The sequence below is a fragment of the Chitinophaga dinghuensis genome, assembly GCF_003259435.1.
Taxonomy (GTDB): Bacteria; Bacteroidota; Bacteroidia; order Chitinophagales; family Chitinophagaceae; genus Chitinophaga; species Chitinophaga dinghuensis.
The window spans coordinates 62,692-80,083 of sequence record NZ_QLMA01000005.1 but is presented as its reverse complement, the minus strand read 5'-3'; the positions used below and the strand labels follow the sequence as shown (position 1 = coordinate 80,083).

Annotated in this window: 9 protein-coding genes; 4 read left to right on the top strand and 5 right to left on the bottom strand. The window is 45.5% G+C overall.

The genetic code is table 11. The annotated features are described in order from the left end of the window. Positions 1-56 precede the first annotated feature (56 nt). From CLV59_RS15545 to CLV59_RS15525, 5 genes are all read right to left on the bottom strand, one after another. On the bottom strand, positions 57-1,109 hold the full coding sequence (locus CLV59_RS15545; protein WP_111592983.1) for an acyltransferase family protein: 1,053 nt from the start codon (positions 1,107-1,109) through the stop codon (positions 57-59). A 1-nt stretch (position 1,110) separates the two neighbouring features. Beyond that, positions 1,111-3,312 carry an exopolysaccharide transport family protein gene (locus CLV59_RS15540; RefSeq protein WP_111592982.1) on the bottom strand — a complete coding sequence of 734 codons (2,202 nt, stop codon included), beginning with the start codon at positions 3,310-3,312 and terminating at the stop codon, positions 1,111-1,113. A 90-nt stretch (positions 3,313-3,402) separates the two neighbouring features. After that, complete coding sequence (locus CLV59_RS15535) at positions 3,403-10,449, bottom strand: fibronectin type III domain-containing protein (RefSeq protein WP_170137776.1); 7,047 nt, start codon at positions 10,447-10,449, stop codon at positions 3,403-3,405. A gap of 387 nt (positions 10,450-10,836) precedes the next feature. Further along, complete coding sequence (locus CLV59_RS15530; RefSeq protein ID WP_111592980.1) at positions 10,837-12,021, bottom strand: glycosyltransferase family 2 protein; 1,185 nt, start codon at positions 12,019-12,021, stop codon at positions 10,837-10,839. Between the two features lie 10 nt (positions 12,022-12,031). Beyond that, a complete protein-coding gene (locus CLV59_RS15525) occupies positions 12,032-13,276 on the bottom strand; it encodes a hypothetical protein (protein ID WP_111592979.1) in 1,245 nt (414 codons plus the stop codon). A 433-nt stretch (positions 13,277-13,709) separates the two neighbouring features. Here CLV59_RS15525 and CLV59_RS15520 point away from each other — a divergent pair, with 433 nt between their 5' ends. The 4 genes from CLV59_RS15520 to CLV59_RS15505 are packed head-to-tail and all read left to right on the top strand — an operon-like array spanning position 13,710 to position 17,389. Beyond that, a complete protein-coding gene (locus CLV59_RS15520; protein WP_111592978.1) occupies positions 13,710-14,099 on the top strand; it encodes a response regulator in 390 nt (129 codons plus the stop codon). A gap of 35 nt (positions 14,100-14,134) precedes the next feature. Beyond that, positions 14,135-15,280 (top strand): sugar transferase, encoded by a 1,146-nt coding sequence (locus CLV59_RS15515; RefSeq protein ID WP_245950880.1) that lies wholly within the window; start codon positions 14,135-14,137, stop codon positions 15,278-15,280. 2 nt (positions 15,281-15,282) lie between these two features. Then, positions 15,283-16,509: a glycosyltransferase family 2 protein gene (locus tag CLV59_RS15510; RefSeq protein WP_111592977.1), complete on the top strand. Its 1,227-nt coding sequence runs from the start codon at positions 15,283-15,285 to the stop codon at positions 16,507-16,509. Continuing rightward, entirely contained in the window at positions 16,496-17,389 is an 894-nt protein-coding gene (locus tag CLV59_RS15505; protein ID WP_111592976.1) for a glycosyltransferase family 2 protein, read from the top strand. Before CLV59_RS15510 ends, CLV59_RS15505 begins: the two co-directional genes overlap by 14 nt. Positions 17,390-17,392 lie beyond the last annotated feature (3 nt).

The following is a 17,392-nucleotide window of genomic DNA, read 5'->3' as shown; positions in this document are numbered from 1 at the left end:
GAAAATATTTATTAATTGCTGGTGAAAGCCGGCACTCATACGTTTACCAGTTTTCTTCATAACGATTGTTTTTTACTGGTAAATGGTCCTTTGAAAAGCCATCCCATCTTTAAGGCGGTTAATGTCTTATAAGCCAGAATAGACAATGGGATCGCAGTTATTATCAGTATCAGTAATAACAATGGCACATTCATAATCAGGCCACTTTTCAACAAGAGGCTCCGTATTACAGCGGCCAGCATTACATGCATCAGGTAGATAAACAGGCTGTAATGACCTATCGTCTTCATAAATGTTAATTGCTGATGGCGGGATAACCAGGCAGACAACATCATCATGAATATGCTGCCAGTTAATGCTATCACGGCATACAGATAAAGGTTCATTTGCTGATGATAGAGAAAATACCATTGAGATAAAACAAAGACTGGCAAAAATAACAATAGGTTATAGCCAGACGCCAGCCTGGTTTGCATCGTTTTGTCCAGTAGTAATGGAGCTGCTATTACGCCAATCGCAAAGAATATGTAATGCAGCATGACATCATAAAAGGTACTCCATTGCATTACCAGCGGAGCGAGTGCCAGGAAAACCAATCCCAGCAATAACTGCAGCCTTTCGTTCATTCGTAGTACCACATGATTGAACAGATAAAATGCGGTGACATTAAACAAAGCAAACAGATACCACAGTTGGTCTAACCCTCTCGGCTGAACGATAATATCCAGATAATTCCATACGGTCCTGTTGGCATTGGCATACTTTGCAAAGATGATCTGTAACGTGATTTGGATCACCGCCCAGATGATATAAGGATAAAGCAGGTTATTTACTCTTTCCGTTATTAAACCGCCAGGGCCACGCTTGCGCAATCCCGCCTGAAAGAACAGACCAGAGAGTAAGAAGAATAACGGCATACGAAAGCTGAACAGCATATTGTTGCCGTCAATGATCCACTGCGCTACATCCAAACCGCTATGCTGCAATCCATACAACATATGACGATAGACCACCAGTATGATGGCAATGCCCTTGGCATAGTCCACCCACTCGAAGCGCGTCACGGCTGCTTTAGGCGCTGATGCAATATCTATAATGCTGCTAGCCATCTTACAGTTGCAGGTAATCTTCTTTTACTTTATTTAATACTGCGCCGATGCATTTATCGCCCAACTCGTGCAGGAACTGGATCGATTCTTTATCGGTTTGGGTCAATGATGCGCTGGAAGAAAATACCGCGATAACGCCTTGTACATAATTCACCAGTTCTTTACTGTCCGTGTAGTCATTGAGAGGAGCGCCTTCCAGGAGGATGAAGTCGTAGTGCTTCGCCAGCTCCGGCAGATAATTCAGCAAATGATTCTCTGGTAAAATTTCAGACGGCGTATAGTCGCCGCCTTTACATCCGATCACCTCTACACCTTCAGAAGGGTATCTCGTTACGATATCCTTTATTTTTTCCATACTGAATTTTCCCGGAGGAATAGACAAACTTTCCAATGTCGGCTTAGCTTCCAGCTGTACCGTCAGGTCATTGTTACAGAAGTTGGTATCAATGATCAGTACCTTTTTGTTACTGAGACTGAGACTGTATGCGAGTGCCTGTGTGAGGGTTGTCTTACCTTGCTGCGATTCAGTACTCGTAAAAAGAAAAATCTGTTTGCCGCTATGTTCTACTTCATACCGCAACTTGCGTAGTAGCTCCCGGAATGTATTCTGACGTTGCTTTTTGTCATCTGGCGCTACGGCTACTTTTTTCTGTAAAATCTCAAGGATGCTATATTTGTGGAGATCAGTACGGTTGATGGTGCTGATCAGTTTAAGGTCAACAGAGCGTTCGAAGATGGAGGGCGATTTCAGGGAGTTATCTAAAAATTCCATGAAGATAATCGCAAGGGTAGAAAGGAAGAAAACGGATATACCGGAAAGGCTCATCATGATGAGTCTTTTGGATGATTCGGGTTTGATAGCTGGTTGTCCGATCAGGCTTTGTTTAAATCCATCTTGCGGCGCGGCGCGATTGTCGATGGCAGCATTGAGTTTCTCTTTCAGCTTATTGTAATCTTCCTGTGCCATGGTTACTTCCTGCTGGAGAGAACCTACAGTGGCCTCTTTGTTGGCATAAGAGCCTAGTGTTCCCCTTAGCGATGCGATGCGGGCTTCCAGTGTCGAGATGTTCAGGCCAGTGGCTTTAATCTGTGCCTGGAGGCTGCCTTTCTTCTGCTGTAATTCATCTGCATTGGTTACATTCTTACCGGAGGTGGTGGTCATCTGATCCAGCTTGCCTTGTAACTGGCTGCGCAAAGATTTGATCTTAGCTTCCAATGCATCATCTGTACCGCCGCCTTTCTGATATTCCTCATTGAGGTCGTTGATCTGACGGCGCAAAGAAATGATATCGCTATTGGTGCTGGTATTATACACCGTTTTACCACTGCTGGCGAGGGTCAGTTGGTTATTGATATTTTCCAGGGAAGCCTGGAGCGTATTCATATTGGCTTTCTCATCGAAGAGCTTTTTCTCAAAGCCTTTGATCTGGTCCATTTCACTGCCGCTGGCAGATTCCACATTCAACACTCTTTCAGAGGCTTTGTAGGAGCGAAGCGCTTCCACTTTCTGGTCCAGTTCTTTTTTCTTTTGTACGACCAGACTTTCAAAAGTTTCCACGTTCTCTACTGTCTGCTCTGAACGCTGGCTGCGATAGTAGCGAATGAATTCTGCATACAATCTGTTTACCATATAAGCAGAAAGCTCCGGATGCTCGGATCTGGCAATGAGGTTGATATAGTCAGTCCGATTCATGCGTGCTACGAGCAAGCCATTGCGTACCGACTCATAGTCATATCCGTAAATTTTCAATACATCTTGCAGTTCTCTTTCATCCGGGCGGTATGCACTGAGCATCTGCATGGAATCATGTTTCTGCTGACAGAGTTGCAACAGCTTTTGTTTGTCTGCTTTTTTCATGACGGCACTGTTTTGTTGTGCTTCTTTCAGGGTGCGGAAGGGTTGTCCTTTGCCACCCATATCATGTAAGAGCAGGTCATAAGAGAGCAGGGAGATGACAATCGGAGAGGTGACGGTGGTGATAATACCGTCAAATTTCTGATCTACCTCAAACATATTGACATGATCATCACGTAGTCTGATCTGGTCGGTGTAGGTGAGGCCGGTGGCCATTTGTGCGGTCGACACATACAGCCTGGGTTTGTTCATGGTGAAAAAGAAGGCTGCGACTACAGCCAGTGCGGAGCTGATGAGAATCAGCCATTTTCTTTTCAGTAGTGCCTTCAGAAAATAGATTACATCCATATAAAATTGATCTTTTCGCTTTCATCCATCTGCTGGAAAAGAGATGCCGCGGTTGCAGCATCTCTTTCCAACAAGATTGAATGAATTTATTTATTGCTTGATCGCACGAATGACTTTCGTCTTATGCTGATCATCGGTTAACCTGATGAGATAGTATCCTGGTATAGTGATACTTGCTCCTGTATTGATTCTAAGTGTTGATCTTCCTTTCGGAATCTGCGACAGCATTTCGCCGTACACTCTCTGTCCGTTGAGATTGAACACTTCCAGTATTACGCTTGAATTGCGATTCATGGTCATGTCAATGTTCAGCTGATTTACAAACGGATTCGGGAATGCGGTAACATCTGCGAATACCGTTGATGTGTTGTTGTTAGCTGTACTCATGGCAGGTTGATCGGTGGCCACTTTTACATTCTGATTCAGAGTTTGTAAGCTGCCTGGAACTGCACCTGGGCTGGAAGGTGTGAAACCTTGAATCACCATTGCGCCCAGTAAGCCATAGCTGGAATTAGGACCTGCGTCTACATCCAGTCTGATTTCACCATTCTGATCTGGAACCACGTTGAAAATGGTAGCAGTACCCTTGGTGTTATAATAAGCGTTCAACCAGGTTACCTGTTTGCCGTTGGCAGTAAACTTGGTATTATAGTCCATCAGGTCCAGTGCACTGGAGAAGACGGTCAGGTTGTAGGCCAGCGACTGGTTGAGACCTGTAATCTTCATGCTGGCGTGTGCACCTGCAAACAGTACAAAGTTTTCTTTCATCACTGCATCAGGATATACACCGGAATTATTACCTGTGGTCATACCCTGACCGCCATATATACCTGCGAAGTTGTCCATGATCGTCATGCCGATATTGGTAGGTACGCCGCTATCATCTTTCAGATTGGAGATGAGTACTCCTGGAGCCGGACGTCTGGAAGTATTGTTCCATGGCGCAGGGGCGTAGCTGGTATCGCAGAAATTGACATAGACGTTCAAGGCAAAGGTGGTACCGCCTGCACTTGCACTGTAGTCGGAGTAAACGCCTGATTTCACGGCTCTTACTCGATAGATATAAGGCGTATTGGCAGTAAGCGTGCTATCTAGGTAAGCAGTGGTGTTAGCGACTGTTGTAGCCAGCAACGATTCTGTACCGGTAATGCCTGTTTTTCTCCAGATCTGGAAGCCGGTTTCGTTATTACTGCGATCAGCCCAAACAAGAGAGATACGTTTGTTATCGAGAACGGTTGCACGGAGACTACCAGGACTAACTACCGCCACTGTTGGATCATATGATTCTACCACCAGCGTACCGATGTAAGCCCATGACTTCGGATCTTGCGTGGATGGTCTGGTAAACGTAATCAGTGCAGAATCTCCGCTAGGCGTAATGCCGTTGATCTGAACCGTTTTGCCGATGTTGTATGCGCCGTTAAGGGTGACTGTTTGGGTACCGATAGTATACGTAGTCGTAGCATCAAAACCATAGTTCTGGCTGGCAAAGAATACGAAGTTGTATCGTTTGTTTGGATCAAGGCCATGAACCACCATTTTCCTGGTGGTACCACTCTTCAGGTACCAGGAAGTCATCATGATTGAATCCGGATAGATACCGGCATTCTGACCAGTGTTCATGCCATTATCCGTATACCAACCGTCTGTGAAGCCTTCCAGCAGATAGAAGCTCATGCCATTAGGCGTGTTGTTTTCATCCAGTACATTGGATTTCGCACCAGCGCCTACTAATGGAGGACCTACTACGGTATTCCAAGGAGCAGATGCAGTCTGACTTGCGCCCAGGTTGAAGTAAGTTAATGTAGTATTCTTATCAGAAACAAACAGTCTGAAGTTTCTGGTTCCGATACCGCCATGGATATCTTTCACCTGAATAGTGATATTGTAGGTGCCTACGTTGTCGGTAGATGGACTGAATACTATTTGTCCGTTACCATTGCCGCCATCTGTGAATACTGCGAATGATGGCAATCCTATTGCCAGGAGTTGAAGTCCTGGTTGGTCGGCTGCATCATCTGTTGCATGCAGAGTGATGGATTGTCCGTTGCCTGCACGCACTTTTACATCCGGAATGGAATCCAGTATTGGATCTTTATTTGGCAGGGTAATACCTACATAGTTGGAGAACATAGAGCCACCTGCGCTGTTGAATGCGCGGACTTGATAATAATAAGTCTGGTTACCCAATGCAGTGGCATCTACATAGCTGGTAGCATCCGGAGGAGTGCTGGCCAGCAGGGTGTAGTTATTAATACTATCCTGACTTCTGAATATCTGGTAGCTGGTTTCGTTATAGGCTACATCTATCCAGGTCAGTTTTGCTTTTTGATTTTCAATGCTGCCAACAAGATTTTTTGGAGTGGCAGGAGCGAGGCCATCATCAAAGTTCCAGCCAAGTTCTATCACGCTGAATTCACCTACGTAACTTGGATCTTTCCTCATACCGGCGGCAAGGATTGTACCGTCAGGATTTGGTTTGAGATTATAGAAGTTAGCAGTATTGCTATAGTTATTGAGGGTATAAAGCGTTTTGGTGCTGTCGCCAACACGATAAGTGGTTGCTCCATTCAGATTATCCATCCAGGAACTGCCTCCGGAGAAGAATTTCAAATAATAAAGTTTTGAAACATCCAAACCGGAAATGATAACTGGGATAGAATCTGGTTGATTGTAAGTTAATGCCCCGAAATAAGTGTATTCACTTATTACATTGGTTGGGTAAGCCGTAGTGGCGCCACTTGGAACATTAGGAGGGGCGGGGTTCCAGAGCATACCCAGATTCTTCATCTGAATACCTATTCTGGTGGTATCGCCTTGTTGATTTCTGAGATTGGTAGCAGAAGCTGTCTGGAGGATATTCCAACCATCCCAGGAAGTCACCGTTCTTCTGTTGAAGTTAACCAGTACGCGGCCATTTGGATGACCTTTGCTGACAGTGAGCGTGAATGTTTTCACATCTGTACCACCCTGGTTATCCGTCACTCTGATGCTTACAGGATAAGTACCTGCATCTACATAACTTGGATTGATAGTGGCGGTGCAATTCAGTCCATTGCCATTGAGCGTAATGAAGGATGGCATGTTCACGCCGGTCCAGGTGTAGGTATTGTTGGTATCCTGGTCGGTAGCCGTCAGATTGATTTGTTGTGTTTCTCCTTCCAGCATACTCACGTTTGTGATAGCATTGAGTACCGGAGGATAGTTATTATTGATAACAATACTAAAATTGGTGGTATCGCTGGCGCCGTGGTTATCATTTGCAATGACTACGATATTGAGGTAAGCACCTTGCTTGGTACTATCTGTAGCCACATTTAGATAAGGGCCGTTAGGACCATTTACCTGCGTAATGAAAGTAGGCAGGTTCATAAAAGTGAACGTAATCGGATCGCCATCCGGATCAGTGGCCACTAACGGGATCTGGATCGGATTGTCATACCGGATAGTTCTGCTAGGAATAGGGGCCACTTTCGGCGGATTATTCGGAGCAGTGGCGGAGGCAACATTAGAGTAGTTAGATTGTCCGCCATCATTCACTGCACGAACGCGATAATTATAGGTTTCGTTGGCGAATACGCTGGAGTCGGTATAAGATGCCTGTGCGCCGGTTCCAGGGATCGCATTGATGGTCGCGAAGTTGCGATAATCGGTGCTGCTGCCAACGGAACGTTGGATCTCATATTGGTTTTCGTTATTGGCATTGTCTTTCCAGGTAAGATTGATGGCTTTACCTTGTACGGCGGCAGTCAGTGTACCCGGATCTGCCGGAGCGCTTGGAAGGCTACCAGTAGTGACGAGGTTCAGTGGCAGTGTATTGGCCTGCAATGATGCGATATCAGTTATGGAGCTGTCTATAATGATCACATTATCGACAATGCCATAGAAGGCAGCAGGAGAACCGTCATTGAACGCATTGTTGGAACTATTGGTACCACTGGCTTTACCAATATAGGCCGTTTCCGTACTATTGGAAATAGCGGTGCTGGTATTCGTGGAGCTTTGATACAAGTAACCGTTCAGATAAATTTTCAGTCTGCCGTTAGTATCAAAAACGACAGCAACATGATACCAGGTATTGCTGCTGAGTGTAGGCGTTACCGTTGCTTTGATGGGGGTACTGTTACCATTACCGCCATAAGCTGCTTCCAGTACATTTTTATTCAGTCGGATAGCGAGGCCATTTCCGCGGCTTCCCTGTTCGAAGATATACTGATTAGCCACTGTAACGTTGGTGGGTTTGATCCACATCGAAATGGTGCGTTTGCTGTAGGCATCCTGGAGGAAGCTACCGGAGGTACCATTACTCAACGTAATAAATGCGTTAGCACTACCATTGAGTACCGCTGCCTGTGTACCTTCTTTTGCATCTGTAGTATAGGTTACAGCTGATCCTGCCGTCGCATTATTGCCTGCATAGCTGGAATCGGCAGTATTACCATTCAACTTCCAGATGGCGGTATATGGATAGGAGTTGATCTGTGCGCTGGAGCCGTATTTGTTTACGCCAATTACACGGTAATAATAGCGGGTATTAGGTTGTACCTGCATATCCGTGAAGCTGGTAGTATTGGAAGACACGCGTCCAATGATGGAGAAGGCGCCTTTCTGCGCGCTGGCTCTGTATATTTCGAAGGCGTCCTCGTTAGTGTCGTTATCTGTCCAGCTAACGGTTACACTCTTATAAGAGTTAGCTACTGCGGTGATGGCAGAAGGCGAGTTGGGAGTAGCGCCGCTGTTGGTAGCGCTTTCCTGTAGATAAGATGGATCTATGTCTACAAAGTTGCTGCTACCAGGTATTTTCCATTTTACCTGCATCACCTGATCGCCGCCTGCCTGGAAGTATACAGCGGTAATAGGCACTACTTGTCCTGCTGTCAGCGACATCGTACCCGCAGAGGATGCATATTGGGCCGCATGTGCGCCGTCATTATTTACAGTGGCAGAACCGGTGTTGGTATAAGCTTTGTTGACAAACAGTTTACTTCCGTCATCGGAATAAGTCTGGAACTGATAAGAACCGGTAGTGGGTATACGTAAATATCCCGTCCACATCATGGCATAGTTCACATCCTGCTGACGAACAGATATATCGATGGTCATGCTGTAGCCGCTTGCCAACGCTGTTAAATTGCTAAAGTTCGGCAGATTACTCCAGGTCGTACCGCTAGGCGTTTCGTAGTAGGTCCATTTCCAGCCGCGTCCTATCGCATTGATGGCAAGCTGTGAACTAGGAACAGAGTAGTTGCCACTCAGGTCTTTTGCCACTACGTATATACTGTAGTATTGCTGACTGGTGAGGCCATATAATACCACGTTGGTCTGGCTGGCATCTACTGTATACGTTTTCACACCATTCACATATACTTCATAAGAAGCAACGCCTACATCATCTGTAGAGGCATCCCAGGCAATTGGAATAGAGTTGCTGGTACTAGGTCCATTCAGGCGCAGGTTGGCCGGAGGGGTAGGAGGATTCGTGTCTGCAATGGTAGCGCCACGTACCTCTGCTGACACTGGGCCGGCAGCGTTGTTATTGATTGGACGAATGACATAATAATAATTGGTATTAGGTATCAGTCCATTATCTGTATAGGTAACGACATCCTGAGGAACCTTTGCGACCAGTGTGTATGGGCCACCGGCTGTCAGGGAGCGATATACCTCAAATAAAGTTTCGTTGTATTGAGGATTCACTTTGTCGGTCCAGTCGAGGCGCAGGGCTGTTTTTGAAACTGGCGTAGCGGTGAGCGACTGTATACCATCCGGTCCGTTGGGCCCGTTGGCATTGATAATCGAGAACGGTGCAGAAGCATTGCTGGAGCAGCCGTATTGTTCTGTTACTTTCGCGGTGTAAGTGCCTACAACGCTGGTGGTATAAGTACTGTCCGTGCTCACCAGCTGATTGGAGGAGTTAAACCAATTATACACTGTATAACCTGCAGGAAGGCGCATAGTGACACTGGTGCTGCCATCTGGCGCGGGTATCACATTGCTCTTCATTCCTGTGGTGATAGGCGGCGTTTGTGTAGGCGCTTTGATTTTTACTACCAGTGGGGTAGGAGAGAAAACAGACCAGGTAACGCCGTTATCTCTGGAAACGCTGACTGCATAAGAGCCAAGTGCCGTAACATTTATGGAGTTGGAATTTGAATTAGGAATATCCTGACCATCCTTCTGCCATTTGTAGGCAGAGAATCCCGGAGAGATACCTACGGTAAGGTTGATAGGATCTCCGGTACAGAATTCGGATCTGCCGAAGAGTGGCCATGGCGTCAGGATATGTGCCCGGTTCATGGTTGGAAGAAAATCTGTTTCTGCCCAGGCGTGATACCAGGTATCGTGTGCTACGCCATCGTAGATGGTATACCGGATGTTGGCCCCAGCTGCAAGCGCAGTGTTTACAACATCAGTAGAAGTATATGGCGCAGGAGAACCATCCAGCGCTCCCTGGAAAAGCCAAACCGGAGAGAATTTATATTTATCTATAGTGGCCGGTGTTTTTAAAGAGATACCTGAGTTACTCATAGGTAAGCAGGTAGCCACATAAGAAGGATAAGATGTTTTGAAGTCCCAGGTGCCAGCTCCTCCACTGGAGAGACCATTATCAATTACACGAAATAAGTCCACCTTATTGTTGGCAGCCATGTAATCAAGGATTTCTTTAACGCGGCTTAATTCAAAGTCTGTCCAGAAGCCGCCGGTATTTTGGGGGTAAAGAAGGTAGCCGTCGAACTGTCCATTGAGCACTGCATTACTGAAGATATAGCCGCCGTGATACAGCTGCCATTCATTGTCAGAGATAGGGCCAGATTCGCCTCTACCATGAAAGAATACGAATACGGGGTACTTTTTTCCGTCGTTTGCGGTGGGGTTATAGGATTTAGGAAATTGCACACGGAAAGCCATACCTCTGTAGATATAAGCTTTCAGGGGAGTGGATTTCCAGCCGTATGGCATGTTTCCACTTCTGTCGGTGCTAATCCATTTTCCTATTGTACCATCAGCAGGTTGTGCCGGCAGAGTTCCGCTGGTGTACCTGACGATGGGATCATTGGGGTCAATAACGCTCTGTGAACTGGCCTGCTTGAAACATAGCAGAAGAACGCAGAACAGGATTTGTAGAAATTTTTGCATAACATTCATGTTTATGAATAGGACAGTGAATTGCGCTGTAACTATGGATGTTGGCATACGGCATTACACATACGTTAACGCACATACGAAAACACATGAATTCCAAAGGAGATGGCAAAAATTGTTGGAGGATTGGGATTAATTATTCCAAACCAAAGTTGGCTTTAACGAAGGATAAGGTGAATTATTGGTTAGGTTGTATTACTGGGGTCCCCGAGTATATTGGCAATCACATCTGTACTCTATTATTCTTCTCGAGGTATATCCGGTATCGGCCGCTAATTTACTTCGGCTGTTTTAAATCGGTATCATTTTTACGTAAAAGTTATTTTTTTGTTAGGGAACGCATCGTTTATTCGGTTGAATGCAGCCCACTGCAAAATACATTTATCCCTCTATTGCGCGTTCTGAACGCTCCCATATGGCGGATTGACGCCCGCGCATAAAGCGGATGAAGCCTTTATATACTGCAATATTCATGAATACAAAATAAAAGGGTATATAAAAGTACTTGATTTTCATATCATGCTGTGCCATCAGAAATCCCGTATAGGCGGCCCCGTAGAATAACATTTGTAATACAAACAAGATAATAAACGTATAGTCGGCCCCGTTAAAGATCACCATCAGATTACTGATAAGCAGGAGTGCCAGACATAGCGGCGCCAAGGTCCATCGCAAGACCCTGTGCGATACATACTGCCAGGTAATGGCAGGATATCGGAAAATATTTAGCAACTCCAGTAAGCGTCCCATTGCCTGAAACCCTCCAGCGGCGATTCGTACTTTTCGCTTGAATTCTTCTGTCAGGGAGGCAGACGGCGATTCCATCGCATAAGCGCGGGATTCATACTGCACCGTATAGCCCATCCGATTGATATTGAAGGAGATCATGAAATCATCCAGAATCGTGTCTTCCGAAACCGGCTGGTATAGCTTTGTTCTTACAGCCAGCAATTCTCCTGCGGCACCCATCACACTGTATAGCTCTGCATCCCAGCGTTTGAGTAGGGATTCATATTTCCAGTAGGCGCCTTCGCCTGCGCCTTCTGTACCACTGTCGGCCCGAGGAATCACTTTCTTTTCTCCGGCTACTGCGCCTGTTTTTTCATTGCGGAAATGTTTCACCAACTCCCTCACAGCCTCCGGATTGAGCAGGGTATTGGCGTCCGAGAAAATAACTATCTCACTGTCCACCAGTTTCATCGCTCTGTTTACGGCCGCTGTTTTTCCATTGCGTTGTGGTTCATACATTAGTTCCACTCCTTCATATCTGCTGATGATATTATTAGTGGAGTCGGTACTTCCATCTGTTACAAAGAGTATCCTGAATTTATCTTTCGGATATTCCAGCTCCAGGGTATTGGCAATTTTCAGATGGATAAAAGCGCTTTCGTTATAAGCGGCTACAAGGAAAGTTACAGTTGGTGTGTAATCGCCTACAGGCGGCGGCGTTGCACGCCAGAAGAGGCGTTTAACCCGCAGTACGAGGTACAATACTATACCATATCCCAGATAACTGTAGAAAATGGTAACCAAACTAAAAAGGCATAGGAGTTTCCAGACAATCATAGATATTATACTAACGAAACAGGAAATAAGTTTCAAGCGATAAAAGACCAATCAACATACCCACGGCAAAACGAGCCAGCTTCCAGTAACTGATCCGATCATACGGTACGAGCAAGAGTACCGCTAATCCTGCCGCCTGTGCTACATAGCGACTACTGAACAAATGCGTGACGCCGCAGCTGGTAGCGAGGATTAACAGGCAACTGGCCAGCAGAAAGAGATATGTCTCTTCCTCTCTTCTTTTCCAGGCCTGATACAGACTACTTGCAACATAATATAAGGCGATTGTTGCCAGCACAGGAGAGATCACAAACGGGTAGATACGCATCAATGCAGCTGGCAATACCTTTTCCAGGGCTTCGCTCAATGGGGCATAGCTGTAATGTAAAACAAAGATATTCAGTACCGCCAGTACTACATAGGTGACCAGTAATCCCAGCAGTATCCTCCGGTTATAAATAAACCAGGAGGGCGCAATAATAATGGTCATCATGGCGCCATATGCGAAAGCGAGGATACCATGCCACAGGCTAAATCCTCCGGCAGCTACCAGCGCTTGTTTGGGGGGCATCAAGCCTTTCCATATATAGATCACCGGCGCACAGATGGCCAGCGCCGTTACTGCAAATAGTATCACCAGCATCCAGCGCCGGCTATCTCTCCAATGATACAATAATAATACCCCCGATGCAGGTATCATTACTATAAACGGACTCCTTCCCAATACGGCTAATCCCATCGCTGCTCCCGCAAGTAGGCTGTATAAAATACTCTTTGTAACCGATTGCACTGGGTTGATACCAAGCAACAGCCAGTAAATCGCCAGCAGGGAAAAGAATATAGGAGGTATTTCTGTCAACGCCATTCCGGATACCTGCCAGATCATTGGTACGGCCATTATATTCAATGCATATAGGAATGCAGTGCGCGCATTTATCTTGTAGTGTTGTACGATAATTCGTATAAGCATGAAGGTTATCCCTGCGAGTAATGTCATGTTCACCAGGCGAAGGCCTGGCATCTGCCACCGTGTAAGGAAATACAATGGATAATGTATCATCTGATACAGTGGACCAGGCGCCTGATCATTCATCTCCAGCAAAAACCGGGAGGACAGCCCCTCTTGCTCCATCAGGAAAAGATTACGGACAAACAACGGCTCATCAAATAGCGGCGGCTGATGATGTAAAAGGGTGATGAGTAACAGGAACGCATATCCGCCAATTCCAAGTATGAGTAATAGTCTTTTATTCATAAGTAACGGGATTTGGGATTGGACATGAAGGCATCAGGTGTTTTTGGGATCGTAAAATTATAAATCAATATCAGTATTTCAAAATCATACGCTGAAGAATATTATTTATGATTATGTGTTTTTACACTCACACTTAAATTTGATGCATTCACCGGAAAAAAATTACTGTTTACCAAAAACATGATCACTGATTTATAAAGAAATATAATTTTACGCTCAATCTGAATCGCCCGGTTGTGGCTAAAGTATTAAAAGACAAATAACAACCTATGACCCTGAGATGCCAATGTATCTCCGTAAGTATCCTCCGAGAAACCACCTGATAAAAATCTAATATTTTCGACCAGATCCCAGAAAAAGCCTTCCCATGGTTTAGCTGCCGTATTGGCTTGCACCCATGTCAACTTTTTAAACATTTAAACCAGAAGGTGGAATGAAAAAGAAAGTATTAATAATAGATGATAGCTTACCTATCAGATTTTTACTGGAGGCTATCTTCAGCAAAAATTATCATGTGGTATCCGCACAGGATGGACTGGTGGCTATGTCGTGGTTAGCAAAAGGACATACCCCGGATCTTATTATCACTGATTTGCAAATGCCAAATATAGACGGACATGAACTGGTACAGTTCCTGGCTGCGAGTAATTTATATAGAGATATTCCTGTGGTAGTTTTGTCTGCCTGCAATGATGCAGATACGATTGCTGCAGTCAACCAACATCATAATGTTCAGGCCTTTTTCAGTAAGCCTTTTGATCCTGTACTGTTGTCGACTTCTGTAGCGGATATTCTGAATGGCCATCTGGTAGCTGCCAGTTGAACACCCAACGATTGTTTTAACGCCAAATAGTAATTATGGGAACGTTTACACCTGGATTAACTCCTGTTGCATCACTGAAACCTGTGAATGAGAAAACGGAAACTGCTGTGATTCGCCAACTTAACCCTGAAAAGATTATCATCTTCGTCGGAAACACTTACCTGGATATCAGAGATACTCCCGGTAACTTCAAATTCCTGGTAGTCCAGGACCTCGCTGCCGCGCAGGCTGCCATTTCTGAAGTATTAAACGTGTTCAGAAAAATACCTGCTGTTATCATCTACCGTTTTAACAGCCGCTATGAAGAGGAATGTGAACAATGGGAAAAATACTTTCAGGATAATCAGATCCTTCGCTCTATACCTTTCTTTATGTATTCTGAGCAGGTATCCGATCAACTGAAAGCTTTCGCCCGGAAGTACACTTTTATCGATGAAGTAATTACAAGGGATTGTCTGTTACATACACTCGACAAGAAAATTGCTTTCGTTAGTAAATTCAAATATCTCAGCGTCATTACCCGCCAGGATAAACCTGCCGAAAAAAGAACGAAACTCTCTATCGGTTATATCCTGAAAAGGGGAGTGGATATTCTGCTGGCAAGTACTATCCTGCTGCTGATTTCTCCCCTTCTGCTGATAATTGCGCTGGTGATCCGCCTTGAGTCGAAAGGCCCCATCTTTTACGCTGCCAAACGTGCAGGTAAGAATTACAAAATTTTCAAGTTCTACAAATTCAGAACCATGGTGGCGGATGCAGATAAAAAACTGCAACAACTCCAACACCTGAACCAGTATAGCAACAATGAAGGCGGCGCTGTCTTCTATAAAGTATCCAACGATCCGCGCATTACCAAGTTTGGCGCTTTCCTGCGTAACTCCAGTATCGATGAATTACCGCAACTGGTAAACGTAATACTGGGCGATATGTCGCTCGTCGGAAACCGCCCCCTGCCTTTATATGAGGCAGCTGCTCTCACTACGGACGACTGGTCCCAGCGCTTCAATGCGCCTGCAGGAATCACCGGGCTGTGGCAGATCAGCAAAAGGGGAAATAAGGATATGTCGGTCGAAGAAAGAATAGGTCTGGATATCAACTACGCCAACAAACACTCTTTTGGCTATGATATGTGGATCATGATGAATACGCCTTTTGCCCTGGTTCAAAAAGAAAACGTATAGTAATGACCGTTATTGAAGTGATGTTGTTTGCTGTGCCGGCTTTCTGGGTATTGTATAACCTGATATTCTGTCTGGCGGCTACTTTCGCCGGAAAGAAGAAAAGTAATACGCCTTACCCGGAAGCGTCCCGCAGATTTGTGATTCTTGTGCCTGCTTATAAGGAGGATGGAATTATTCTGTCTACCGTACAGGCACATGAGGCATTGCATTACCCCAGGGAGCTGTATGATATTGTGGTAATTGCCGATTCGCTGCAACCTGCTACGATACAAGCATTACAAGCAACAAGCGCTATCGTGATTCCGGTTTATTTCGAACGCAGCACCAAGGCTAAAGCCCTGCATGCGGCCATGAACCAACTGGAGAAATCATATGATGGCGCAGTAATCAGCGATGCGGATAATCTACTGGATGCCGACTTCCTCCTGAAAATGAACCAGGCCTTCCTGGAAGGACATGAAGTCATACAAGCACGCAGAGTTGCCAAGAATATTGATACGCCATTTGCTATACTGGATACTGCCAATGAAATTATCTCTAATCATATCTACCGAAGAGGAAGTAATGCCATGGGCTTATCCTCTTCTGTAATAGGATCGGGTATGGTCTTCAACTACCGCCTTGTCAGGGAAATATTTTCCCGCATAGATGGGACCGGAGAAGATAAGATACTACAGATGATCATTGCGGAGAAAAAGATATTTGCTGAATTGGGATTACCAGTTCAGTCTATTTATTATATGGAAGATGCGCTGGTATTCGATGAAAAGATCGACAACCCGGCCGCTTTTGCCCGTCAGCGCAAACGTTGGCTGGCAGCCCAATACAGCTACCTCTGGGAATATCGTAAAAATGGTTGGGATGCCTTGCGCAAAGGAAATTTCGATTACCTGAATTTATTTCTTTGCCATAACCTGATGCCACCCAGAATGTTGTTACTGGCATATCTCACATTCATCCCTGTTATCTATTTCATTTTCGGCGCCTACCTGTTTATCCCTTACTGGTGCTGGCTGATACTCTGGTCGCTGAACGCCGCCAGCCTGTTGTTGCCCATTCCAAGAAAGTTCTTCAGCCGTTACTTCGTACAGGCGGTAATCAGTCTGCCCAGAGCAATTGGCATCATGGTGGGTTTGCTATTCCGTTTGAAAGGAGCCGGCACTTCGTTTATCCATACCAGTCATCATAAAACCGCTGTAAACAACCCGTTGGTAGATGCAGAAAGTTAACAACATACCGCTGGTTTCTATTGTAACAGTCAACTACAATAATGCAGCCGTTACAGCTGCCTTATTGGCGTCTGTTGCCCGAAATGATTATGAGCGAGTGGAGATGATAGTGGTAGACAATGCTTCGTCGGAAAATCCTACCGCGCTCTACGCAAAAGATTATCCATGGGTTAAAGTGATCCGCAGCGAAACCAATCTGGGATTTGCTGGCGGAAACAACCTGGGCATACAAGCCGCTACCGGCGAATATCTGTTCCTGGTGAATAATGATACAGAGTTTACACCAGGACTAATCCCTGCGCTGCTGGAGGTTTTTCAGTCGCACCCCGACGCTGGCATCGTAAGCCCCAAATTTCATTTCTTCTACGAACCTGGCATCATTGAATATGCGGGCTACAACAAAATGGATGTGTTAACCGGCCGCAACTCCATGATTGGCAGAGGACAACGGGATGATGGTCAGTATGCCGAACTGACGAATACCTGGTATGCACATGGCGGGGCGATGATGATAAAAAGAAGTGTGCTGGAAGACGTGGGTCCGATGCCAGATATGTATTTTCTCTATTATGAGGAACTGGACTGGTGCGAGCAATTCCGTAGAAAGGGCTACCAGTTGTACTTTCAGCCTGCAGCGCTTATCTACCATAAGGAGTCTGCCTCCACCGGTAAAAACTCCCCGCTAAAGACTTACTACCTCACCCGTAACCGGATTTTATTCATGCGGAGAAATGTGAAGTGGCATCAGTTGCTATTGTTTGCAGGCTATTTCACCTGTATCACTATACCCAAAAATACCCTTGGTTTTTTGCTCCGCAGGGAATCTGAACACTTGAAGGCTTTTTGGAAGGGTGTTTCCTGGCACCTGAAATGGCAGTAACCC